The sequence below is a fragment of the Ruminococcus sp. D54t1_190329_F1 genome (genome assembly GCF_015551645.1).
GTDB lineage: Bacteria > Bacillota > Clostridia > Lachnospirales > Lachnospiraceae > Blautia_A > Blautia_A faecis.
This window is the reverse complement of record NZ_JADNDC010000007.1, coordinates 120753-142650: the sequence shown is the minus strand read 5'-3', so window position 1 is coordinate 142650 and position 21898 is coordinate 120753. Positions and strand designations below refer to the sequence as shown.

Here is a 21898-nt window from a genome sequence, read left to right as displayed (position 1 = left end):
TGTGTATACCCTTCCCTCTATGGCAGCTAACCTCCTATATCCACCAGGATCATCTCTGTCTCCAGAGGTCCTAACTTGTCGGGTAGAAACACCTATTACTAGGTATATCCCCCACAGATCCGTACGTGCCCAATTCAGGCATACGGCTCTTCACGACACTTATGCCTCAGATTATCCATATAGGCTCACATAAATACGTGGTCTTACTATAGGATGCTCCTTCAAAAACTGATTGAATCCATCCCATGTATAACTTTTCCTCTGACTACGCCTATTCATCCAAAAATAAAGAATCTGAATAACTCTCTTACGGAAGTTATCCATCATTTGATAGTTATCACTTATTCCATAATAATGGTAATACCCGATTAAAATCTGATTTACTTTTGCAAGAATATATTTCTTCTTTTCAAATCTCATGTCGCGTATAGTGATATTCATCTGTTTACATTTCTTCCGATATTTCTTATTGGCAGTTTTATGTTTTACTCTGAAATTACCGTTTCGGCTTTTGGAACAATAATGAGTGAATCCTAGGAAGTCAAATGTTTCTGGTTTGTTCCCCTGTCTTTTAAGGTTATCAGCAGCGAATCGACCAAAATAAATTAATCGAGTCTTTGATTCCTCTAAGGACAGTCCGAAGTGATTCATCCTTCTCTTAAGATGTTCATAAAAGAGTTCTGCGTCATTCTTATATTGAAAGCAGCACACAAAATCATCCGCATAGACAACTATGTCTGCATATCCTTTTAGCAGTGGTCTTATTTTCTCATTAAACCACCATACAAGAACATAATGCATATATATGTTCGCAATTATTGGTGAACATACGCTTCCCTGCCCGGCACCGAATTCGTTAACATAAAATTCTCCATTCTTAAGAATACCTGCTTTGAGCATCTTTTCTACCAGTCGGAGCACACTGTTATCTGTAATTCGTGATGAAATAAATTTCATTATCCAGTCATGATTCAAATTATCAAAGAAGCCTTTTATATCGGCATCCAGTATATAATTCGTCTTATGTCCTTCAATCATGTCATTTAGTTTTCTTATAGCTCCATGGCAGTTGCGGTTTGGTCTGAAGCCGCACATATTGCTGTAGAAATGGGGCTCAAAGACCGATTCCAAAACTTTCCTAAGTGCTTCCTGAACCAGTTTATCTTCATATGAATAGATACTAAGAGGTCTGGTTTTACCATTCTCTTTTGGTATTTCCACTTTACGTGCTGGTTTAGGTCGATAACTTTTATTCTTAAGCTTCTCCACTAGCTGTTTTAGATTGTTATCAAGATTTGAGTTATATTCTTCTTTTGAAATGCCATCAATCCCGACCGCTTTTCTGCCATCCATTTTGTAGTGGCATTCTTTAAGCATCTCAATGTTAATCAAATGCCCAATAGAATTAAATTTCATTTCTGGATGTTGTTTTGATAATTCTGAGATTCTCTCAAGTTTTGTTGTCATTATTTGTCCTACCTCTGAGTGTAGATAATGTTTCCCTTTTGATATGATGTCGTGTGGCTGGATATATGTTATCCGTTCTCGACTTCCCTCCAGTGGCATTACCCACCTTCATTAGTACTATTCGGCCATCCGACTACCTATACTCCATTTGATTTCCTTTTCTCATTCGTACGTCATACCTGTTAACACAGGAAAGTATAGGTTCTCCCCAGGTAACATACAGACATTGTAAAACATGGCTGGCTCTCAGACTCCGCCGTAGCATATGCTTCCTAACCCAAACAGAAACATACGTATTGTCTTCCGCCCGAAAGAAAACGTCGACCTACGGGTTACGTAGATTTCGGAGCTCAATCACTTTCAGCCCTATTTCCTAACTGTTTACACTTAGAATACATCGTTACCTCTGTATCCCCAAAACTCGCTACCAGTGGTGCGGCTACACCTTACTGGATGAGATTTCCACTCATTAATCTGTATGCCCTTCTGGGCGTACCCTTCGTCCTGCCTGCCCATAACCAGGGTGTCAGCTATGCTCCATTACAGGGTCATGCCCTATGGTAAAAATTCCTGCCGACTACTGGCTCATTCTTTGTATTGTTGATTACTGACTTGCTTCCTGTACCAGCACTGTGAGCAGTGGACGTTATCTGTTACATTCTGCTTGATTCAGTGGCTGCCCACGTGACAGCCTCCACTATAGTTACTTGTCTTTCTTACGCAGTCTGTAGATAAACTGCTGGTCTCTTGATGTCATTTACCATCTTTTTCGGATCATAATTCACACCTTTAGTCAGCATGACATAAAAGACTCGTATCAGCTTGGCTGCAATCGCCATAAGTGACTGCATTTTCTTCAAGGGATTCAGCCTCCTGGTTGTATAATAATTATGGAGTTCCCTGAACTCCGGGTTCTTCGCTACAAGCGACATTGCAACCTCAAAGAGCAGGTATCTGAGTCTCTTTCGACCTCGTCTGCTTATTGTTGTCTCGCCCTTGTGCTTTCCCGAACTATTTTCAACCAATGCCAATCCTGCAAGCTTCTGCAGTTCCTTCGGATTGTTAAAGCGGCTAATATCACCTACTTCTGCAAGGAACCCTGACACTGTCCTGATTCCCACACCTTTGATCTCCAACAGCTTCTCAGCCATCGGAATCTGTTTTACCAACCCTTCAATCAGAGTCATAACTTCCTGAAGACGTATGCTTCTGGATTCATAGTCCTCCAGAAGCATTCGGATTTCCATTCTTGCAGCTACTGCTCCTTCTTTGCTTCCGACACTGTGCTCTGCAGCTTCTATCAGGGTCTTCGCCCTCGCTTTTCCAACTGCTCTTAACTTCGCATCACGCCAGATCTGGTTCACTCCATTGATACCTAACGTCAGGATATCTTCAGGGAGTGGTGCTGCTTTAAGGATGAGTATTCCGCTCTTGGCATCCGGCTTTCCGTATACCGTCTTATATTCAGGAAAATATATATTGAACCAACGACTGATCCTGTTTTGAATTCTTGTAAGTTCCGCTTGTAACTGGAATCTTATGTTTGATGCTGTTCTAAGATCAGCGTAAACACCATCCGGCAGGTATGGGATCATGTAACGTCCCTCTCTAACTAATCCTGCTATAACTTTCGGATCCTTACGGTCATTTTTAGTTGGATTATTGTCGTCGAGTTCTTTTGATTTTTTCACATGGTGAGGATTTACAAGAACCGGTTTCATTTCATTATCCTGTAGAAACTTTCCAAGATTGAACCAGTAGTGCCCGGTCGGTTCCATACCTGGAACCACCTTATCCTTCTCATGTCTTTCTTTGATGTCCAGGATCCATTCCTTAAATGTCACAAATCCAGCCTCTGTGTTGCTAAACTTAAATGGCTTCTTCGAATACTCGATTCCTCTGTAATCAAAAGCTCTGGCATAGTGCGTTTCACTTCCGACATCAATTCCGAGCACCAAAGTTTTTTCTGTAATAGCTTCAATTTTTGCGTTCTGTGTGTTAGACTTCATTGTAGATACCTCTCTGTTCAATAAGATTTTTACTAACCTGCCAGTCAGTAGTCTTATTGTACTCTGAGGTATTTTCAATTTTCAACATCTACGTTTTTTATTATACAGGAAGCTCCATTTCTGAATATTTCACTGTAGTTGCCTGGAGCGTGTTTGAAAAGGCATTCTATCATCTATACGCTCCACTTTGATGCCTGATATGGGTTATTGTAACATTTTCCCATGGGGTTAGTCATCTATAAAACAAAGATATATTCTTAATTTTTTGTAAACTGACTGCATAAACAAAAAAACAACCAGAATTTAATATAGACTTAGCTATATTTCTTCCAGTTGTTTTACATCAATATATTTCCAACAGATATAATGCAATTTCGGATTTTATCAGCCTGTGATCACACCACCGCCAATGACTACGTCTCCATCATAAAGCACAGCTGCCTGCCCTTTGGTGATAGCTCTCTGAGGCTCATCAAAAATGATGTGTACACTATGTTCTCCAGTAACTTTTACAGTTGCCCACTGCTCTTTCTGGCGGTAACGTACCTTGGCCTTGGCGCGGAATTCTGCCGGCGGGGTATCAAAAGAGATGAAATTAAAGTCTTCCACATCCAGTTCGCGATGGAACAAATCTTCATTATCTCCCAGAATCACGCGGTTCTCTGCCGGACAGATTTGGGTAACGTAAACAGGCTTGCCAGCTGCAATGCCAAGCCCCTTTCGCTGACCAACCGTGTAGCCTATAATTCCTTTATGCTGTCCAAGCACATTTCCATCTTTGTCTGTGAAGTCTCCCGCCGGGTAATCTTTCCCGGTAAAACGGCGGATAAATCCAGCATAGTCCCCATCTGGGACAAAACAGATATCCTGGCTGTCCGGCTTATCTGCATTATAGAAGTTCTGCTGGTCTGCGATCATACGAGTCTGATGTTTATTCATGTCTCCAAGTGGAAACATGGTATGTGCCAGCTGCTCCTGGGTAAGGGAATAAAGAACATAACTCTGGTCTTTTGCAGGGTCAGCTGCTTTTTTCAGAAGATACCTGCCATCTTCCCGCTGTTCAATTCTGGCATAGTGCCCGGTTACTACATAGTGACAGCCTAATTCTTCTGCGCGATGGTAAAGGCTGTTGAATTTCAGATAGCGGTTGCAGTCAATGCAAGGGTTGGGAGTCGCACCGTTTTCATAGGCTGCTACAAAGCGGTCCATGACTTGTTTTTTAAAATCTGCGGTAAAATTAAACACATAATACGGCATTCCAAGATTATGCGCTACGCTCCTTGCATCCTCCACATCATCCAGAGAACAGCAGCTTTTTTTGCGGCTCACACCGGCATCTTCATTCTGGAAAAGCTTCATGGTGACACCGATGCAGTCGTATCCATGCTCCTTCATCAGGTAAGCGGCCACTGAAGAATCTACGCCGCCACTCATGGCGATCAATGCTTTTTTCATATTGTCTGATTCCATATCTATACCTCATAAAAATTGAAAACTATTGCTATTTAATTGGTTGGTCGTTATCCCGGACGCGATTTCACAATGTATATTCACCGCCGCGCGTCGCAACGTTCCGGCAAGCTAATGACTAACTGCGACTAAGACGCTCAGGAGAGCCTTCGCGCCTAAGTCTCCGTAAGTCATGGATCTCGCCTCCACTAAAACCGCTCCTGAAATGCGCGGCTTGCGAATATACATTGCAAAATCGCTGGTTATTGAAAAGGGAAGAAAGAAACAATAACGACAACAACGGGGGTGGGGTGAAGTAGTTGGTATCCCGCAACTTTATTGTTTTTTGCCAATCTATCGTTGCCAAGAAAGTATAGGGAAACCAATCACTCACCCACCCCTCTTCATTAAAAGTTCTTATCAACCAGCTAGTCTCAGCCAGTACACAGCATTTGGGCAATGTGTATTACTCCAGCGAGCCATTTCAGGCGCGCTCTTAGCGTAAGCGAAATCCAGCGCTTACGGAGACTTATGCGTGAGGGCTCTCCCGAACGCATTAGTCGCAGTTAGCGATTAGTTCGCTGCAGCGTTGCGCCGGCGAGTGAGTAATACACATTGTCCAAATGCGTCCCTCCTGAAGAACTTTTAATCAACTAAATAGCAATCTATTCTAATAGTCATATCTTGTATCATACACGATTCTTTTAATCCCCGCAATGCCTTTTCTGCCAATCATCTGACATTCCGCGGAGTTGTTCCACCACCTGGGGAATCACTTCCAGCATATAATCGATTTCTTCCTCAGTATTGGAAATGTCAAGGCTGATTCTGAGGGAGCCCTGAGCGATTTCAGGAGCGAGACCAAGAGAAAGAAGTACATGGCTTGGCTCCAGGGCACCTGATGCGCAGGCAGAACCGGAAGAAGCACAGATTCCCCTGCTATCCAGAAGAAGCAGCAGGCTTTCACCGGATACACCTTCAAAGCAGAAATTCACATTACCAGGCAAGCGTTTCTCCCTGGAACCATTCAGTATACTGTAGGGAATCTGCGAAAGCCCCTGAATCAAACAATCTCGCATGGCGGTAACCTTGGCTTCATTTTGTTCCATCAAAGTGCACTCTTCTTTCAGAGCAGCTGCCATTCCCATAATTGCAGGTAAATTCTCTGTGCCAGGACGTTTTCCACGCTCCTGGCCGCCACCTTCCATAAGAGAAATCAGTTCAATCCCCCGTTTCACATACAATGCACCGATTCCTCTTGGACCATGAAATTTATGTGCAGAAAGAGATAACATATCAATATTCTGTTCCCTCACATTTACAGGGATATGTCCTGCTGCCTGCACTGCATCTGTGTGAAAAAGCACCCCGTGAGCACGGCAGACTTCTCCAATTTCCGCTATAGGAAGAATAGAGCCAATTTCATTATTGGCAAACATAACCGTAACCAGACAGGTATCCGGCCGAATTGCTTCTTCCACCTGAGCAGCTGTAATATTCCCCTCTGCTCCCACATCCAGAAGCTGAATCTCAAATCCCTGCTCCTTCAGCCTTCTCAAAGTATGAAGCACCGCATGATGCTCAAACGCAGTAGAAATGATATGCCTCTTATTCTGTTTCGCCCCAAGCATAGCCGCTGACACAATTGCCTGATTATCTGATTCTGTCCCACTTGATGTAAAAAAAATCTCTTTCGGCATACAGCCAAGACAGCGTGCGATCTGCTCTCTCGCCGTCTGTAAGGCATCATTTGCTGCCATCCCAATCTGATGAATACTGGACGGATTTCCATAACTATTCTCCATTGCAGAAATCATAGCCTTCATTGCTGTCTGACTTATTTTTGTGGTTGCTGCATTGTCTGCATAAATTCTAGGCATAACTCAAATTCCTCTTTATATTACATTCCAAGAAGCAGCACATTTCTCAGTTTCCTCGTAAGATCAAATGTCCCTGCATCTTTCTTCTGCATCATCATAAGAATCGTCATATTCTCCTTGGGAATATTGGCGAAATAGCAGCCAAGCCAGCCATCCCAGCCATATTCACCCTCACAGCATGCAAAAGGTGCCTTCCACGGATCCGTCATCACACGCATCAGATTACCATAAGAATATCCATTCATCTCCCACCATTTGTCAAACCACTCCTGCTGACATGGTATAAGCTTGTGGGTGGTCATATATTCCACAGAAGCAGGCTTAAGGATCTGTCTGCCCTGGAAGCTGCCTTTGTTTATAAGCATAGCCGCAAATCTGGAATAATCCTCAATGGTGGAAACAAGTCCTGCCCCTCCGGCTTCATAAGCAGGAGGCACGTCCATGGAAAGACGGATTCCAAGACTATTGTCACGAAATTCTTTCATTTCACCAGCAGTCTGCTCATAGGTCATGGCCAGTCTGTCCAGCTTCTCACTGGGAACATAGAAATCTGTATCTTTCATTCCCAAAGGCATAAACAACTCTTTCTTAAGAAATTCACCGTATTTCATGCCGGAAGCCTTCTCCACCACTGCTGCCAGAATATCTGCGGATACCCCATACTTCCAGCGTTCTCCGGGCTGAAACTCCAAAGGGCATCTACCGATCTTATCTGCAAATTCCAGTGTTGTCATGGGATGCTCTGTATTCAGACGTGCATGTATTTCTTCGATCACATTTCCAACGGCAAACTCTGCAGCACTGCTGTTTCCGCCATAAGTCAAACCACTGGTCATAGACAACAAATGATAAACCGTTACATTATGCCATACTGGTGCCAGTCCACCAGGTACAGACACCATCTGGTCTGCAAATCCCGGAATATATCTGGAAACCGGATCTGCCAGATCAATTACTCCTCTTTCAAATAAAATCATGGCCGCTGCCGCTGTAATCGGTTTCGTCATGGAAAAAAGACGGAATATGGTATCCCGTTCAATCATTTTCCCATTTGCTTTATCCGCATAGCCACACTGAAGATAAGCTTCCTCCTGGCCGTCCTTTATTACCATCATATTCATACCGGCAATCTGATTATCCTTTACTGCCTGATCCATAATCATCTGAAGCTGTTTCTTTATCTCTTTTCTCATGTCTGACCTCCTGATTTATATATGGCAATGCCACAGGTAAGAGGCATCATCTATATACTCATTCTGCTTAAGGTTTAGAGTCTAAAAAAAATATTCCCACAATCTATACGCCCCAATTTGCGGGAGATTTTGCCCGAATTCGGTTGCCGCAGCCCACTGCGGTGCCCTCATCCGGACAAAATCTCCCACAAATTGTGACACACATCTTGCAGAAAGCCTTTTTCGAACACGCTCTACAGCATCGGTGCAAATAACCTTAGAATACTCTGCATCGCCCGCACTGCAATATTTCTTCCACGACAGAATTCCAAAGATACCGGATTACAATATTCCAGGGTATCTGTGAAATCCTTTTTAATATCATAAATCACCTGATTCCGATAGATCCATACACCATCCTCAAAGTGAAGATACAAGCTCCGGTAGTCCAGATTGATGGTTCCCACAACAGCGATCTCGTCATCACATACAAAGGACTTGGCATGTAAAAATCCCGGCTGATATTCATAGATTTTCACTCCTGCTTCCAGAAGCTGCTCGTAGTAAGACTGGGTAAGAAGAAATACCAATTTTTTGTCTGGAATCCCAGGTGTCATCAGACGGACATCCACACCACTTTTTGCTGCGAGACAAAGAGCAGTCATCATCTCATTGTCAATAACAAGATAGGGTGTACAGATATACACATACCTTTTTGCACGATTGATAATATTCAGATAAACATTCTCTCCAACAGTCTCATTATCCAGCGGAGAATCACAAAACGGCTGAATATATCCATCCCCTTCAAATGCCTCCGGATGCCATACATGAGGCAGATATTCCTCAAGTGAATGATCCTCACGGTTATTGGTAATCACATTCCACATATGGAGGAACATGGCAGTCATATTCCAGACAGCTTCCCCCTTCAGCATAACCGCAGTGTCCTTCCAGTGTCCAAAGCGCTCCTTCTGGTTGATATACTCATCTGCCAGATTCACACCACCTGTAAAGCCCACATATCCATCAATAATACAGAATTTCCGATGATCACGGTTATTCTGGATAATATTCAAGATTGGACGGAAAGGATTGAACACCTGACACTTGATTCCTTTGGATCTCATGGTTTCATAATATTTATGAGGGAGCGTGGTAAGACATCCCATGTCATCATAAATCAGACGGACATCCACACCTTCCTGAACCTTCCTCTCCAGTATATCCAGTATGGTTCTCCACATTACCCCATCATGGATAATAAAATACTCAATAAAAATATAATGCTGTGCCTGCTCCAGTTCTCTTACAAGAACCGGGAACATGTCATCTCCTACCTGGAAATATTCTGCAGTGGTATTTCCGTGAATAGGATAACCTGCATTACGATATATATAATCCGACTGGTTGCATGCAGATATATCTTCTGCCTCCAGAAGATCATGTATTTCAGGATCTGTCTGTAAAAGATTGCTGGACTTCACCAGCATTTCATTAAATCGATCCTGCATATAAGCAGCAATTCTGGAACGTCCAAATACAAGATACAAAACAAGGCCAAAAATTGGCAGGCACAGGATCAGCATCGTCCATGCCAGTTTATACGAGGGGTTTATCTTTCGATTCACAATTTTCAGAACAACCAGAATGCTGATAACATCCAGAATAAAAGACATATATCTGGAATATCCTGCAAGACGCAGAAATATGGTCAACAGCCAGCCAAGCTGCACCGCCATGGCAAATATTACATAAAATACCCGGTTAAACAGAAGCTTGGCTATTTTTTTCAAAATCATCATAAGTTTATATTTTCTCCTTCATACACCGGTCAGCAACAAAACAGACATGTGGCCAGCCAACGATATCACCATATAGAAAAATCAGCTCTTCCCAGAAGACAATAAGCCGAATTTGAAGATATTGCTGGATTTAAAAATCCCTGACTGAATGCAGCCAGGGATTTTTGCGCACAATTAATTATATTTACGTTTTCTTGCGGCTTCAGATTTTTTCTTACGACGAACGCTTGGTTTCTCGTAATGCTCTCTTTTGCGGATTTCCTGCTGGATACCTGCTTTTGCACAGCTTCTCTTGAATCTGCGAAGAGCGCTATCTAAAGTCTCGTTTTCTTTTACGATAACGTTTGACATAGACTCACACCTAACCTCCCTCCAGTTGTAGATTGTGCTAAAATACAACTGTCTGGGTATTTTTCTTGCACGAACATTATTATATATCATGCACTCGGGGTTCGTCAACAACTTTTGGTTTAATTTTACAAAAATTTTTGACAAAATTTTGAGTGTTTTTTAGTGAATCTGTCCTTCCAGGATTCCGGCTACTGCTTCGATTGCCTCTCCAGCCTTCTCCGGATTCTTTCCACCGGCCTGAGCCATATTCGGACGTCCGCCACCGCCGCCACCAACGATTGCCGCAACAGCTTTGATCAGGTTTCCTGCATGTGCTCCTGCTTTCTGTGCAGAATCAGTAGCCATTGCAAGAAGGTTTACCTTGCCCTCATTTACTGCAGCAAGGACAACGACGCCCTCGCCAAGCTTCTCTTTCAGCTGGTCACCAAGATCACGAAGTCCGTTCATGTCAACGCCCTCTACCTTGGCAGCAAGGAGTTTCACACCTTTTACTTCTACAACCTGATTCATAACATCTCCCAGAGCACCCTGAGCCAGTTTGCTCTTCAGAGATTCATTCTCACTTGCAAGAGCCTTCACCTCACCCTGAAGATGTGTGATCTTCTCAAGCATCTCGGAAGGGTTTGTTTTCAGAGCCTTGGCAGCCTCGTGAAGAAGTGCTTCCTGCTTCTTATAGTATTCCAGAACTCCGTTTCCTGTCAGTGCCTCAATACGACGGACACCTGCTGCGATACCGGACTCAGAAACAATCTTAAACAGCATGATGGAGCTTGTATTTGCAACATGGGTACCACCACAGAGCTCTCTGGAGAAATCACCCATAGATACCACACGTACCTTCTGGGAATACTTCTCGCCAAACAGTGCCATAGCACCGGACTTCTTTGCTTCCTCAACATCCATGATATCGGTATGAACCTCAAGTCCTGCCTGAATCTGCTCATTTACAATTTTTTCAACTTTACCGATTTCCTCAGCAGTCATAGCTGTGAAGTGGGCAAAGTCGAAACGAAGTCTGTCAGCAGTTACAAGAGAACCCTTCTGCTCTACATGGGAACCAAGAACTTCTTTCAGAGCTTTCTGAAGAAGATGTGTCGCACTGTGGTTCTTCTCAATATCTTTTCTTGCAGCAACATTTACTTTCAGAGAAACGGTCTCTCCCTTGGAAATCATGCCGGATTCCATATATCCTACATGACCGAATTTGCCGCCGCGAAGCTTGATGGTATCTTCTACGATGAATTTACCATTTGCAGTCTCGATCACACCGGTATCTCCAACCTGGCCACCCATAGTTGCATAGAAAGGTGTTTTCTCTACAAAAACAGTCCCCTTCTGACCTTCCATCAGGGAATCTGTGATCTCAGCTTCTGTGGTAAGAACAGTAACCGGAGATTCAAAGGAAAGGTGATCGTATCCAACAAACTCTGTGGTAACAGAAGTATCAATCTGGTCATATACAGTAGCGTCAGCTCCCATATAGTTGGTTACCTCACGGGAGGAACGTGCTTTCTCTCTCTGCTCATCCATAGCAGTCTTGAAGCCTTCCTCGTCGATCGCGTAGCCCTTCTCCTCAAGGATCTCCTTGGTCAGATCAAGAGGGAATCCGTAAGTATCATATAATTTAAATGCGTTTTCACCGGAAAGAGTCTTCTCTCCAGCTGCATTCATAGCCTCTTCCATATCAGCCAGGATACGAAGTCCCTGGTCGATGGTCTTACCGAACTGGTTCTCCTCGTTGGTGAGAACGTTGAAGATAAATTCTTTCTTTTCTTCCAGTTCCGGATATCCATCCTTGGAACCGTCAATTACTTCTGCACTTAAAGTAGCAAGGAAGTTGCCCTCAATTCCCAGAAGTCTTCCGTGTCTTGCAGCACGGCGGATCAGACGGCGAAGTACATATCCACGTCCTTCATTGGTAGGCATAATACCATCGGAGATCATGAATGTCGCAGAACGGATATGGTCTGTGATCAGACGGATGGAAACATCGTCCTCATGATGTACCCCATACGGTTTGCCGGAAATCCTGCTTACCAGGTTACGAAGGGAACAGATGGTATCTACATCGAAAATGGAATCTACGTCCTGGACAATAACCGCCAGACGCTCGAGACCCATACCGGTATCAATATTCTTCTGTTTCAGAGTTGTATAATTGCCGTTTCCGTCATTCTCAAACTGGGTAAATACGTTGTTCCATACTTCCATGTAGCGGTCGCAGTCACAGCCTACTGTACATCCCGGCTTGCCGCAGCCATATTTTTCTCCACGGTCATAGTAGATCTCGGAACATGGACCGCAGGGACCTGCGCCGTGCTCCCAGAAGTTATCCTCTTTGCCAAATTTGAAAATACGCTCTGCCGGAATTCCAATCTCTTTATTCCAGATATCGAAAGCCTCATCATCCTCCAGATAAACAGACGGATAAAGACGGCTGGCATCCAGACCTACCACCTCAGTCAGGAACTCCCATGACCAGTGAATAGCCTCTCTTTTAAAGTAATCTCCAAAAGAGAAATTACCAAGCATTTCAAAGAATGTACCGTGACGTGCAGTCTTACCTACATTCTCAATATCACCTGTACGGATACATTTCTGGCATGTGCTGACCCTTGTACGGGGTGGTTTCTCTGCTCCTGTGAAATATGGTTTCAGTGGTGTCATTCCTGCATTGATCAGCAGGACACTTTTATCGCCCTGTGGAACCAATGGAAAGCTTTTCAGAACAAGATGTCCCTTGCTCTCCATGAAATCCAGAAACATTTTTCGAAGTTCGTTTACTCCGTATTTCTTCATTTCAATTCTCCTCCTACGCAATAAAGAAGTACTTTCGTTACTGTGAACAATAACGTGCATTCCTCTTATTGGAATGCTTGCATGGTTTATATGATAGCATATATCTTTATCACGGTCAAAATATTTTTTGCATAAGTCGGGGACCAGTACAAAAATCTGTTTTCGCATCAACGATCAGATTTAGAGCATATCTGGTCCCCTTTTATGATCTTATTTTACAAATACTTTATTAAATTTCTTCTTTCCTCTCTTAAGGACAATACCGTCACCTGTGAGAGCGTCTTTGGAAAGTACATGTCTGATGTCCGTCACTTTCTCACCGTTAACGGAAACGCCGCCCTGCTCGATGGCTCTTCTTCCCTCGGAACGGGTTGTTACAAGAGCGGATTTTACAAGAAGGCTGATCAGGTCAATATTGCCTTCTTCGTCAAAATCCTCTGCAGCAAGCTCAGTAGTCGGCATATGCTCTGTATCTGCTCCGCCTGCAAAAAGCGCCTTGGCTCCAGCCTCTGCCTTCTTCGCTTCCTCTGTTCCATGAACAAGCTCAGTAAGCTGGAATGCAAGGATTTCTTTTGCCTTGTTCAGCTGGCTGCCTTCCCATTTCTCCATCTCCTGGATTTCTTCCAGCGGAAGGAATGTAAGAAGCTTCATGCATTTGATAACATCCGCGTCGTCCACATTTCTCCAGTACTGGTAGAAGTCGAATGGAGATGTCTTATTTGGATCCAGCCAGACAGCACCAGACTGTGTTTTACCCATTTTCTTGCCTTCTGAGTTAAGAAGAAGGGTGATTGTCATAGCATATGCATCTTTTCCAAGCTTACGGCGGATCAGCTCAGTACCGCCAAGCATGTTGCTCCACTGGTCATCGCCACCGAACTGCATATTGCAGCCGTATTTCTGGTACAGCATATAGAAGTCGTAGCTCTGCATGATCATGTAGTTAAATTCCAGGAAGCTTAAGCCTCTTTCCATACGCTGTTTGTAGCACTCTGCTGTAAGCATACGGTTAACAGAAAAGTGAGCTCCAACCTCACGTAAAAGCTCCACATAATTCAGGTTCATCAGCCACTCTGCATTGTTTACCATAAGGGCCTTTCCATCAGAAAAGTCAATGAAACGCTCCATCTGTTTCTTGAAACAGTCAATGTTATGCTGGATGGTCTCTTTCGTCAGCATCTGGCGCATGTCGGTTCTTCCGGATGGGTCACCGATCATACCGGTTCCGCCGCCAAGAAGGGCGATCGGTCTGTTTCCTGCCATCTGCAGACGTTTCATCAGGCAAAGTGCCATGAAATGTCCTACATGAAGGCTGTCTGCGGTTGGGTCAAATCCAATATAGAAAGTTGCCTTTCCGTTATTTACCATTTCTTTGATCTCATCTTCGTCTGTTACCTGGGCGATCAGGCCTCTGGCTTTCAGTTCTTCCCAAACTGTCATTTTATTTTCCTCCTGTAAAATAGAAATGTGAGCTGCTTATTCTCTCTTTACGAAAAAGCCGCTGCAAATATAAAAAGCCCGGTTCTCATGTCCCTTTAGGACGAGAACCGGGTCCCGCGTTACCACCTAAATTTACAGAAAGCTCGCACTTTCTGCCTCGATAAGTGACCATACTGAAAAAATTCTTCCAGACGATTATCCCCATAGACAATGCTGTCCAAAAATAAATATCTTCGAATACTCTTCAGAATTATCACCCCGGCATGATAACGTATGCCACTCCGTCACAGCCTACTGGATTTCTGCAATCAATCACAAGCGCCTGTCCGCTGCTGTCTCTGCCACTTCAAAACCGTTCGGTGCAAAGCTCCGGGATGTATTCACAATGGATCTCTGCACGCGCCTCTCACCATCCGGCAGCTCTCTGTGTGCTCTTTCCAAAGCTACTTGTTCCCTTCAAAGCCTTTCTCATTTAATACTTGCAAGTATACAAAGGCTGTCTGTTTTTGTCAAGGATTTTAGCTTTGTATTTTAGCAACTCACCGCGGTAAAGTTCACTATTCACTCCGTGACCAGTACATCAAAAAACAGCAGCCTTTATACCCAGTCCACAAAAAATGTATGATCCTTGTATGTCTCATATACAACCTTATTAAAATTCAATGGCTGCTTCCAGAACGCAGAAGTCATCATAAAATACTTATAATTAAAATCTTTGGCCTTGATTCCGCTTACTGTACGCGGTGTACCATTCAGCACATAAGCATTAAAACTGTCAAGTGCCTGCTGGGCAGCTTCATAAGCGCTTGCACGGTCAATAAACTGACCATTCAGACGTTTCAGCAGCTGGTTGTTTGTCACGACTGAATACTGGGGGAAGGTAGTTCCCTGGTAAAGCACATAACGGACACTGGACGGAAACTCCTTGTCCAGAGTTCTGTTCAAAAGGCAGAGAGCAACTGCCTTCATACCTGCAATTCCCTGGTCTCCTGCCTCAGCCTCGCAGACAGCTGCCAGAATATCAAGATCAGACTTGGTTCCATCTGCAACTCCCGGATGACTCTTAAGCTCCTTCATAATAGTAAAATTGCGGCCACGTTTCTCATCATACCAGGTAAAGGTAATACTGCTGTCATTGTCATCCTTTCCTGAATCCTGTTTCTCGGAAGCAACACCATTGGAATCAAACGCGTAGGTCTTTCCTCCAATGGAAGCTGTAGTGTTTACGTACATCACGCCTGTTGTTCCAAAATAATAGCTGTTTCCATCCAGACTCAGCCAGCCGGTCTGCGCTTTGCCATCTGTGGTACTAAAATAATACCGCTTGCTTCCAACCTTGCCAAAGCCTTTCTGATAACGGACTCCGCTGGTCTTGGAAAAATAATAGATATCTCCATCTACAGTCTTAAGTCCGGTATACATAATACCGGTGCTGGTATTAAAATAGCGGGTATATCCCTTAGAATCCGTGAACCAGCCGGTTAGCATCTGACCATTGCTCTTGAAATAACGTTTCTCTTTCTTAGCTGTGGTCTGCCAGCCCTTTACCATAGCGCCTGTCCCGCTGGTAAAATAATATTTCTTACCCTTTAAGGTCAGCCAGCCGCGGACAAGCTTACCATTGGAAGGTCTGAAATAACGGGTTACGGTTCCGCTCTTCAGAAAACCGGTGGCCATCACACCTTTTCCCTTGGTAAAATACCGGATGTTTCTGCCCTTACTGTCTTTTTGCCAGCCTTTTAACTGTACGCCTGTTTTTTTATTAAAATAGTATTTCTTGCCTTTCAGAGTCAGCCAGCCTTTCTGCTTGGCTCCGCTGGCTGTTATGTAGTAGGTCTTGCCGTTTATAGTCTTAAATCCGGCTTTCGCAGCCTGAACATCCCTTGTCATCAGAAAAACCGTACATAATGTGGCAATCACAAGCAGCACCAGAGCCAGACTTTGCTTTCTGTTTCTCTCTTCTTTTATCATAGCATTTTCCTCTCTTTGACCTGACTAATTCCGAAGCTTTCCCACCTCTGCTTTTCACAAACAGTTACTGTTTACTCCGTGACCAGTAACACGCTTCGCGATGCACAGAAATCATGCATTCGCATGATTTCGCGCTGAGATTCTCGGGTTTTCTGTGAACTTTGTTCACAAAAAACAGCGTTTGCTTCGCAGACTTAATTCTTAACAAATCAATCCTTGTTTTATATATTTTATGTCGAATTCTTTTCAAAGATTACAGAAATATTACGTTTCAGTTTATTATAGCCAAATTTCTCTTTTCTGTCAACTGCTTTGTCACACACCCCCTGTCCCCTCCATATGATGAACTGTAAACATTTTCTGGAGGTAACAGCATGAGTGATTTAGCTGCTACAAACTGTGGCTGCGGCGAGGAAAGATCCGGTTGCGGATGTGGTAACTGCGGTTGTAATAATGGCTGCGGATGTGACAATGGATGTGGGCTTTCCTTTGGGAACGGCTCCTGTGGATGCAATATTCTCTGGATCATCATTCTTCTTTGCGCATGCGGCGGCAACGGTATTGGCTGCAACAACAGCTGTGGCAACGGAAATGGTGACTGCTGCTGGATCATTATCATCCTTCTGCTTCTCTGCGGTGGATGGGGGAATGGCTGCAGCTGCTGATCTGAGTTTCCCACATATGAAAAAGGGCTGTCTTCTCAGTCCTTTTCAAAAAAATCGGGACAGCGGGAATTTTCCCCTGTCCCCTTTTTCAGGCATATTCTAAAAGCATTCTTACGTTTCCTTGTTTCTTTTTCAACCACGCTCTGGGTAGAAACTCTCTCCTGCAAATTGTCTTTAATCCCCGGTATGGTTTGCGGACTGCCTTCTTTCTTCTGACTGCTCCACACACCTGCCATTTCCTTCCTGTTTTCCTTGCTTCTTTCGCACACATTCCAGATCCAGCTCGTATATGGCATTTCCATCTATAATAAGCTTTTCATTTTCTCTTCTCATAACTTTCCCTCCTGACTTTGCGGGAAATTCATACATCCCCCTGCTATAGAATATGTTACAGATGTCAGAGCGTGTTTGAAAAATGCTTTCTGCAGAATGTGCGTCACAATTTGCAGAAGATTTCACCGTTTTCAAACCGTCGTCATATTTTAATAACAACAACATAGATATAGAAAAGGGATTTTTATGGATCAGGAATATATTGCCCAGACAGCTCTGGATCAGATGGTGGGAACTGACCAGGGACAGCTGTTAAAAGCTCTCATCCCCTATTTTCCACCCAGGCAGCAACAGTTTCTGTCCGTTTTTGCAAAAGCCAGGGAACTTTCCAATACAGTCGCTCTTTTTACAAAGCCGTCAGAAGCCATGCAGATACAGGCTGCAGCAGCCCCTGCCCAGCCTCTTGAAGTCATAAACGACCTGCGCCGCTACTGTTTTGGAGATATACGAAAGACTCTGGATCAGATCACCAATATGATGACCATGGCAGAAATGCTGAGGATGATGAATGAACCATCTCCAGAAGATAATTGCGAAGAAGAACGACAGTAAAAACAGAAAAATTTCATTCAAAACGGACATGTCGCCAATTGGCAGCATTACTATATAAGAAAGGAATGATTCCATATGGATGACAACTGGCAGGATAATCCAAAGCTTGCAGGTATCGACAAAAACAAGCTTGACATGCTCCAGCAGATGGCCCGGCAAGGAGCCGGAAAATCTCCCTCTGATCTGCTGCCATTTATTATGAATGCAGCTTCCCAGGGGAGAAATGCCGGTCTGAACTTTAACAGTAATGAAATCAATACCATCATTGAGGTTTTGAAAATGGGAAAAAGCCCCCGGGAACGTGCAAAGCTTGATAAAGTGGTAAACCTGATGAAGATGATGAAGTAAAACATTTTCTGCGATTAAGAAAGCTTACTTCTCAACTTCTCCCATCATGCACTCGCGAAGCAACACCAGTGCACTAGCAACAGCCTGCTGACGGATTTTGGTCCTGTTTCCGGTAAAATGATATTCCCGGGTAACCGTATGTCCATTGCAGCAGCAACCCATAAACACGGTTCCAACAGGAGTCTCACTGGTTCCGCCATCCGGGCCTGCAAGGCCGGTAACAGAAAGACAGATATCAGCTCCTGAAGCTGCGCAGCCCCCCTTTGCCATCTGTTTGGCACATTTTGCAGAAACAGCTCCCACTGTTTTCAATGTGGATTTCTTCACTCCAAGACATTCTCTCTTGGCACGGTTGCTGTAAGTAACAAATCCATGGGTAAACACCTGGGAAGCACCTGGAACATTTACAATGCGGGCAGCAATGGCACCACCTGTACAGGATTCTGCAAGAGACAGAGTTAATTCTTTCTCCTTCAGCAGATCCACAACAGATTCTTCCAGCGTTTTGTCCGCATCCAGGGCAAATACATTTTTGCCGAATCGCTTTTGAAGTTCCTTTACTACAGGTTTGATCAGCTTCTTGCAGGATTTCTCATCCTCACCCTTGGCTGTAATACGGAGATGAACCTCTCCTGTCTTTGCATATGGAGCAAGCGTTGGATTTGTCTGAGCCTCGATCATATCCTGGATATCGGCAGCCACCTGACTCTCACCGATTCCACAGATCTTCACAACCTGGGAGCAGATGATCTCCGGCTGTTTCTTGCGAAGATATGAGAAAACAGACTCCTCAAACATAGGGATCAGCTCGTTAGGCGGTCCCGGAAGAAGAATGGCAGTCTTGCCATTTTTCTCAAGGATCAGACCAGGTGCTGTACCGTTGTGGTTATCAAGCACAATAGCGCCTTCCGGAACCTGCGCCTGCTTATAATTATTGGAGGTCACACGTCTGTCCGGATGATTCTTCTTATATTCCTTCATATAGCGCTCAATACGCTTACGGGAATGAGGATCTTCAGAAAGAGGAAGTCCCATTACCTCAGCACATACTTCCTTAGTCAGATCATCCTCAGTTGGTCCGAGACCTCCTGAAAGAATTACCACGTCAGATCTGTCAAGGGCAGATGCAATCACAGCTTTCATTCGGTCGCGATTATCTCCCACAACAGACTCATAGTAAACAGAAAGTCCAAGCTGGGCACATTTCTCAGAAAGATATGCGCTGTTGGTGTTTACAATATTTCCCAGCAAAATCTCAGTTCCTACAGCTACAAGTTCTGCAATCATATATATACCTCTTTTCCAGAGCATGTTTGAAATCAGCCAACATCTCTGCTCACAAAGATGCTGGCTGATTTACATTCAGATATTCTCACTCTCTGCACGCAAAAACGTTTCGCGGGCAGCAGCTATTTTATTCCTGCATGGAAATTACATTCTTATTCTGCACAATATAAGTGATCAGAGAGATCACCGTCAGAGCAAGTGATGCCCATACAAAAACCTGTGTCAGTATTTCAAAAACTCCCCCAAAGTTCAGGATCAGAAGAATGATCATGACCATCTGGGATACAGTTTTAAATTTGCCCCAGTAGTTTGCAGCGATGACAACGCCGTTCTCGGCAGCGATCAGTCTGAAGCCACTGATAATAAATTCTCTTGCAATGATAATGATCACGAACCATGCCGGCAGGCGGTCAAGCTCGATCATGCAGATCAGTGCAGAACAAACAAGAAGCTTGTCAGCAAGAGGATCCATGAATTTACCAAAATTGGTAACCAGATTATTCTTGCGGGCAAGATAACCGTCAAACCAGTCCGTAATACTTGCCACTACAAAAATAGCAAGGCAGATATAGCGGTTGGCATCTCCGCCCCAGCCAGTCAGAATAAATAATACAAAAAACGGTACCAGGATCATTCTGGCAATAGTCAGTTTATTCGGTGTATTCATCTTCCAGCTCTCCTATCAAATCGTACTCCAAAGCTCCGGTAACCCGGACTCTCGCAAAATCTCCTGTCATGAGAAGTTCGCCAGTCTGTACAAAAATATATCCATCGACCTTCGGCGCATCTCCGTAGGTGCGTCCGATGTACGCACTCTCTCCGGATACTTTGCCCTCGATCATAACAGTCAGCACCTGACCAACGCGGCTCTCACCCTTTTCAAGAGAAATTTCCTGCTGAAGTTCCATGATCTCATCGCGTCTGGCTTCCTTGACCTCCTCCGGAATCTGATCTTCCATAGTGGCTGCCGGGGTATCCTCCTCAGCAGAGTATGGGAAAACACCAAGGCGGTCAAACTCGATCTCATCCACAAACTCCATCAGTTCTTCGTGGTCTTCCTGTGTCTCTCCAGGAAAACCACTGATCAGGGTTGTACGAAGGAAAATATCCGGGATCTCCCGGCGCAGCCTGCCAATAATATCCACCAACTCCTGCTTGGTGGTACGGCGGCCCATGCGTTTCAGCACACGGTCACTTGCATGCTGGATCGGAAGATCCAGATAATGACAGATCTTCTTCTCTTCCTTCATAGTCTGAATCAGCTCATCATAAATCTCTTCCGGGTAACAGTACAAAATACGGATCCAGCGGATTCCCTTTATTTTGCAAAGCTCCTTTAAAAGGACATGAAGAGATTTCTTTCCATAGATGTCCTTGCCATATACAGTGGTCTCCTGGGCAACCAGAATCAGCTCTTTCACCCCTTTTTCAGCAAGAGACCGGGCTTCTTTTACGAGCTGCTCCATAGGCACGCTTCTGTAGCCGCCCCGGAGTCTGGGGATAATACAGTAGGTACAATGCTTGTCACAGCCTTCTGCAATTTTCAGATATGCAAAATGTCCACCTGTGGTCAACATACGCTTGCCGGAAATATCCGGAAGAAAATCAATGCTCTTGTACTCTTCAAAGTGTCTACCTGCCTGGGCTTCCTTTACAGCCTTGCTGATATCGCCGTAAGAGGTTGTACCAAGAATGGCATCCACTTCAGGTATTTCCTCTGAAATTTCTTTCTTGTAACGCTGTGCCATGCAGCCGGTAACGATCAGCACCTTGCAGGTACCTGCCTTTTTCTTCTCTGCCATTTCAAGAATGGTATTTACACTTTCTTCTTTGGCATCACCGATAAAACAGCAGGTATTGACAATAATGACCTCTGCTTCGTCCTCATCATCAACAATCTCATGTCCGTCTGCAGCAAGCATTCCAAGCATTTCCTCAGAATCTACCAGATTCTTATCACATCCAAGGGAAATGAACAGTAATTTCATATTATTCTGCACTCTCCTCAGACTCAGCAGGATCAACTGCAGCTACAGGTTCTTCAGAAGCAATTTCCTCTGCAGAATGTCCTGCGATCTCTGCTAAATCCTCTTCCTCATGTTTACCTGGAAGGATCTTAACCTTGCCGTGATATAACTCGTCAATTGCGATAGAAAGAGGTTTCTTGCCTTTAACATTGTCTGCCAACGGCTTTGCACCACCGATCAGCTGACGCGCACGCTTGCTTGTAGCAAGAATCAGGGAATAACGACTGTTGAGCACCATGCTCTCATCGTCGTCCTCATTGTTCGTATTGATTGCTTCGATTAACTCAGAATAAGATGGATGGATCATATATATACTCCTTTCAAAAATTGTGATTATTGTTAT

Annotated in this window: 19 protein-coding genes; 3 read left to right on the top strand and 16 right to left on the bottom strand. The window is 44.1% G+C overall.

From position 1 onward, the window contains the following. Nucleotides 1-171 precede the first annotated feature (171 nt). From ltrA to I2D69_RS04905, 11 genes are all read right to left on the bottom strand, one after another. Entirely contained in the window at nucleotides 172-1467 is a 1296-nt protein-coding gene (ltrA, locus tag I2D69_RS04950; RefSeq protein WP_118580340.1) for a group II intron reverse transcriptase/maturase, read from the bottom strand. A gap of 716 nt (nucleotides 1468-2183) precedes the next feature. Next, nucleotides 2184-3476, bottom strand: coding sequence for an IS110 family transposase (locus I2D69_RS04945; protein ID WP_195379487.1), 1293 nt, complete (start codon nucleotides 3474-3476; stop codon nucleotides 2184-2186). Between the two features lie 384 nt (nucleotides 3477-3860). Further along, on the bottom strand, nucleotides 3861-4946 hold the full coding sequence (mnmA, locus tag I2D69_RS04940; RefSeq protein WP_227199263.1) for a tRNA 2-thiouridine(34) synthase MnmA: 1086 nt from the start codon (nucleotides 4944-4946) through the stop codon (nucleotides 3861-3863). 683 nt (nucleotides 4947-5629) lie between these two features. Next, nucleotides 5630-6805 carry a cysteine desulfurase family protein gene (locus I2D69_RS04935; protein ID WP_195379486.1) on the bottom strand — a complete coding sequence of 392 codons (1176 nt, stop codon included), beginning with the start codon at nucleotides 6803-6805 and terminating at the stop codon, nucleotides 5630-5632. A 20-nt stretch (nucleotides 6806-6825) separates the two neighbouring features. After that, nucleotides 6826-7998, bottom strand: a complete 1173-nt coding sequence (locus tag I2D69_RS04930; RefSeq protein ID WP_195379485.1) for a serine hydrolase domain-containing protein — start codon at nucleotides 7996-7998, stop codon at nucleotides 6826-6828. Between the two features lie 103 nt (nucleotides 7999-8101). After that, entirely contained in the window at nucleotides 8102-8248 is a 147-nt protein-coding gene (locus I2D69_RS20790; protein ID WP_347708379.1) for a DUF6783 domain-containing protein, read from the bottom strand. After that, a complete protein-coding gene (gene cls / locus I2D69_RS04925; RefSeq protein ID WP_227199262.1) occupies nucleotides 8232-9782 on the bottom strand; it encodes a cardiolipin synthase in 1551 nt (516 codons plus the stop codon). Before cls ends, I2D69_RS20790 begins: the two co-directional genes overlap by 17 nt. A gap of 174 nt (nucleotides 9783-9956) precedes the next feature. Continuing rightward, nucleotides 9957-10133: a 30S ribosomal protein S21 gene (gene rpsU / locus I2D69_RS04920; RefSeq protein ID WP_004222305.1), complete on the bottom strand. Its 177-nt coding sequence runs from the start codon at nucleotides 10131-10133 to the stop codon at nucleotides 9957-9959. 159 nt (nucleotides 10134-10292) lie between these two features. Then, on the bottom strand, nucleotides 10293-12932 hold the full coding sequence (alaS, locus tag I2D69_RS04915; RefSeq protein ID WP_195379484.1) for an alanine--tRNA ligase: 2640 nt from the start codon (nucleotides 12930-12932) through the stop codon (nucleotides 10293-10295). 210 nt (nucleotides 12933-13142) lie between these two features. Beyond that, a complete protein-coding gene (gene tyrS, locus I2D69_RS04910; RefSeq protein ID WP_173772460.1) occupies nucleotides 13143-14372 on the bottom strand; it encodes a tyrosine--tRNA ligase in 1230 nt (409 codons plus the stop codon). Between the two features lie 597 nt (nucleotides 14373-14969). Then, nucleotides 14970-16343: a cell wall hydrolase gene (locus I2D69_RS04905; protein ID WP_195379483.1), complete on the bottom strand. Its 1374-nt coding sequence runs from the start codon at nucleotides 16341-16343 to the stop codon at nucleotides 14970-14972. A gap of 374 nt (nucleotides 16344-16717) precedes the next feature. Here I2D69_RS04905 and I2D69_RS04900 point away from each other — a divergent pair, with 374 nt between their 5' ends. Further along, nucleotides 16718-17008 carry a hypothetical protein gene (locus tag I2D69_RS04900; protein WP_195379482.1) on the top strand — a complete coding sequence of 97 codons (291 nt, stop codon included), beginning with the start codon at nucleotides 16718-16720 and terminating at the stop codon, nucleotides 17006-17008. A gap of 174 nt (nucleotides 17009-17182) precedes the next feature. Here I2D69_RS04900 and I2D69_RS04895 read toward each other — a convergent pair whose 3' ends face one another. Further along, nucleotides 17183-17341 (bottom strand): hypothetical protein, encoded by a 159-nt coding sequence (locus I2D69_RS04895; protein ID WP_173717738.1) that lies wholly within the window; start codon nucleotides 17339-17341, stop codon nucleotides 17183-17185. Nucleotides 17342-17527: 186 nt separating this feature from the next. Here I2D69_RS04895 and I2D69_RS04890 point away from each other — a divergent pair, with 186 nt between their 5' ends. Next, a complete protein-coding gene (locus I2D69_RS04890; protein WP_118578020.1) occupies nucleotides 17528-17893 on the top strand; it encodes a hypothetical protein in 366 nt (121 codons plus the stop codon). 75 nt (nucleotides 17894-17968) lie between these two features. Continuing rightward, on the top strand, nucleotides 17969-18241 hold the full coding sequence (locus tag I2D69_RS04885) for a hypothetical protein (RefSeq protein ID WP_118578019.1): 273 nt from the start codon (nucleotides 17969-17971) through the stop codon (nucleotides 18239-18241). A 24-nt stretch (nucleotides 18242-18265) separates the two neighbouring features. Here I2D69_RS04885 and I2D69_RS04880 read toward each other — a convergent pair whose 3' ends face one another. The 4 genes from I2D69_RS04880 to rpoZ form a co-directional block, all read right to left on the bottom strand. Continuing rightward, a complete protein-coding gene (locus I2D69_RS04880; RefSeq protein ID WP_195379481.1) occupies nucleotides 18266-19528 on the bottom strand; it encodes a competence/damage-inducible protein A in 1263 nt (420 codons plus the stop codon). A gap of 127 nt (nucleotides 19529-19655) precedes the next feature. Beyond that, nucleotides 19656-20195 carry a CDP-diacylglycerol--glycerol-3-phosphate 3-phosphatidyltransferase gene (pgsA, locus tag I2D69_RS04875; protein WP_195379480.1) on the bottom strand — a complete coding sequence of 180 codons (540 nt, stop codon included), beginning with the start codon at nucleotides 20193-20195 and terminating at the stop codon, nucleotides 19656-19658. Then, on the bottom strand, nucleotides 20179-21516 hold the full coding sequence (gene rimO / locus I2D69_RS04870) for a 30S ribosomal protein S12 methylthiotransferase RimO (protein WP_118578016.1): 1338 nt from the start codon (nucleotides 21514-21516) through the stop codon (nucleotides 20179-20181). The genes pgsA and rimO overlap by 17 nt, the downstream gene beginning before the upstream one ends. 1 nt (nucleotide 21517) lies before the next feature. After that, nucleotides 21518-21862 carry a DNA-directed RNA polymerase subunit omega gene (gene rpoZ / locus I2D69_RS04865; protein WP_173769072.1) on the bottom strand — a complete coding sequence of 115 codons (345 nt, stop codon included), beginning with the start codon at nucleotides 21860-21862 and terminating at the stop codon, nucleotides 21518-21520. Nucleotides 21863-21898: the final 36 nt, after the last annotated feature.

Excerpts from the sequence above, each read along its gene's own strand:
- I2D69_RS04900 (WP_195379482.1), top strand. The coding sequence starts at position 16,718 with ATGAGTGATTTAGCTGCTACAAACTGTGGCTGCGGCGAGGAAAGATCC.
- I2D69_RS04935 (WP_195379486.1), bottom strand. The coding sequence starts at position 6,805 with ATGCCTAGAATTTATGCAGACAATGCAGCAACCACAAAAATAAGTCAG.
- I2D69_RS04885 (WP_118578019.1), top strand. The coding sequence starts at position 17,969 with ATGGATGACAACTGGCAGGATAATCCAAAGCTTGCAGGTATCGACAAA.
- cls (WP_227199262.1), bottom strand. The coding sequence starts at position 9,782 with ATGATGATTTTGAAAAAAATAGCCAAGCTTCTGTTTAACCGGGTATTT.
- alaS (WP_195379484.1), bottom strand. The coding sequence starts at position 12,932 with ATGAAGAAATACGGAGTAAACGAACTTCGAAAAATGTTTCTGGATTTC.
- I2D69_RS04945 (WP_195379487.1), bottom strand. The coding sequence starts at position 3,476 with ATGAAGTCTAACACACAGAACGCAAAAATTGAAGCTATTACAGAAAAA.
- rimO (WP_118578016.1), bottom strand. The coding sequence starts at position 21,516 with ATGAAATTACTGTTCATTTCCCTTGGATGTGATAAGAATCTGGTAGAT.
- tyrS (WP_173772460.1), bottom strand. The coding sequence starts at position 14,372 with ATGACAGTTTGGGAAGAACTGAAAGCCAGAGGCCTGATCGCCCAGGTA.
- mnmA (WP_227199263.1), bottom strand. The coding sequence starts at position 4,946 with ATGGAATCAGACAATATGAAAAAAGCATTGATCGCCATGAGTGGCGGC.
- rpsU (WP_004222305.1), bottom strand. The coding sequence starts at position 10,133 with ATGTCAAACGTTATCGTAAAAGAAAACGAGACTTTAGATAGCGCTCTT.
- pgsA (WP_195379480.1), bottom strand. The coding sequence starts at position 20,195 with ATGAATACACCGAATAAACTGACTATTGCCAGAATGATCCTGGTACCG.
- I2D69_RS04930 (WP_195379485.1), bottom strand. The coding sequence starts at position 7,998 with ATGAGAAAAGAGATAAAGAAACAGCTTCAGATGATTATGGATCAGGCA.
- I2D69_RS04890 (WP_118578020.1), top strand. The coding sequence starts at position 17,528 with ATGGATCAGGAATATATTGCCCAGACAGCTCTGGATCAGATGGTGGGA.
- I2D69_RS04905 (WP_195379483.1), bottom strand. The coding sequence starts at position 16,343 with ATGATAAAAGAAGAGAGAAACAGAAAGCAAAGTCTGGCTCTGGTGCTG.
- I2D69_RS04880 (WP_195379481.1), bottom strand. The coding sequence starts at position 19,528 with ATGATTGCAGAACTTGTAGCTGTAGGAACTGAGATTTTGCTGGGAAAT.
- I2D69_RS04895 (WP_173717738.1), bottom strand. The coding sequence starts at position 17,341 with ATGAGAAGAGAAAATGAAAAGCTTATTATAGATGGAAATGCCATATAC.
- rpoZ (WP_173769072.1), bottom strand. The coding sequence starts at position 21,862 with ATGATCCATCCATCTTATTCTGAGTTAATCGAAGCAATCAATACGAAC.
- ltrA (WP_118580340.1), bottom strand. The coding sequence starts at position 1,467 with ATGACAACAAAACTTGAGAGAATCTCAGAATTATCAAAACAACATCCA.